At 71.2% G+C, this 1,453-nt stretch carries 1 protein-coding gene and 1 pseudogene (1 of these 2 cut by a window edge); both read left to right on the top strand.

What is annotated here, in order from left to right; translation table 11 throughout:
* Nucleotides 1-635, top strand: partial view of an NAD(P)/FAD-dependent oxidoreductase gene (locus tag D471_RS0118285; protein ID WP_026127848.1) — the end only. The gene continues 781 nt to the left of window position 1, outside the view; 635 of the gene's 1,416 nt are visible here — the last part of the coding sequence; its start codon lies beyond the left edge, outside the window; it ends in the stop codon at nt 633-635.
* Nucleotides 636-1,072: 437 nt separating this feature from the next.
* Nucleotides 1,073-1,453, top strand: a pseudogene (locus D471_RS0118280) (N-acetyl-gamma-glutamyl-phosphate reductase); the annotation flags it as partial.

The following is a 1,453-nucleotide window of genomic DNA, read 5'->3' as shown; positions in this document are numbered from 1 at the left end:
GGCTGCCGATGAACTCCTCGATGATCGCCACCGAGCCGATCGCCCCCGCCCTGTGGGAGAAGATCGGTTGGAGCGGACGCGAGGTCCTGGGCGACACCGCGCACTCCTACGTCTACGCCCAGCGCACCGCCGACGACCGCATCGCCATCGGCGGCCGGGGTGTGCCCTACCGTTTCGGATCCGCTCAGGACCGGGACGGATCCACCCAGCCGCAGGCGATCGCCGAGCTCTGGCGCGCCCTCACGCGCATGTTCCCCGACGTGGCCGACGTGCCGGTCGAGCACGCCTGGTCCGGAGTGCTCGGTGTGCCGCGCGACTGGTGCCCCACCGTGCACCTGGACACCGAGACCGGCCTGGGTTGGGCGGGCGGTTACGTGGGCAGCGGCGTGGCCACCAGCAACCTCGCTGGGCGGACCCTGCGCGACCTCGTCCTCGGCCGGAGCACCGACCTCACCCGCCTGCCGTGGGTAGGCCACCAGGTCCGCGGCTGGGAACCCGAACCCCTGCGCTGGGTGGGCACGCAGGTGATCTACGGTCTTTACCGCACGGCCGACCGCCGTGAGTCCCGCACCCCCGAGGAGCGCGCCCACACCTCCCGGTTCGCCGGGCTGGCCACCCGCATCGCGGGTCGCTGACCAGTTCTTCGGTTGCCCCGGTCTTTCCCCCGGTGACACGGTGGAGGCACACCGCCGAGGTCTGCGCCGCTCTCGAGACCCTCGCGGCGCTGACCCGTCAGGGTGACCCTGACGCCGACCTCGGTCCGGTGCCTCCTCCGGGGGGTGGAGTGAGCCCGAGGCGCGGGGACCGCGTCGCGTCTCCTGCTCGCCCTCGTGCGGACGAGGCCCGCATCCCTGGCCTCGGAGGCCGTCAAGGGGCGGGAGGAACTCTGCCGGCAGGTTCCTGGGAAACCGACCTCACGCTGGCAGATCGAGGTCACCGAGCAGTCGACGTGCCGGTCCCCTTCGCGTGCGTTACGACCCCGGCCGGAGCGGCCGGGTCTCTTTCGTGTACGTTTGCATAAACTTGCAGAGGCGTGCATGATAGTTCAGTCAGCTTCGAATGGGGGAGCACCATGGGATACACCGCCGCGATCGCCGGAGCCAGCGGATACGCGGGAGGCGAGTTGCTGCGTCTGCTGCTGGGCCACCCGGAGATCGAGATCGGTGCCCTCACGGCCGGAGGCAACGCCGGATCCCCCCTCATCGAGCACCAGCCGCACCTGCGCCCGCTCGCCGACCGCGTACTGGCCCCCACCACCGTGGAGGAGCTGCGCGGCCACGACATCGTCTACCTCGCCCTGCCGCACGGCCAGTCCGCCGACATCGCCCAGCAGTTGGGCGACGACGTCCTGGTCGTCGACTGCGGCGCCGACTTCCGACTGAACGACGCGGCCGCCTGGGAACGCTTCTACGGCACCCCGCACGCGGGCACCTGGCCCTACGGTCTCCCGGAA

This window comes from Nocardiopsis lucentensis DSM 44048, from assembly GCF_000341125.1.
Taxonomy (GTDB): Bacteria; Actinomycetota; Actinomycetes; order Streptosporangiales; family Streptosporangiaceae; genus Nocardiopsis; species Nocardiopsis lucentensis.
Note: the sequence above shows the minus strand (reverse complement) of the source record. Positions and strands in the feature narration are given on the sequence as shown.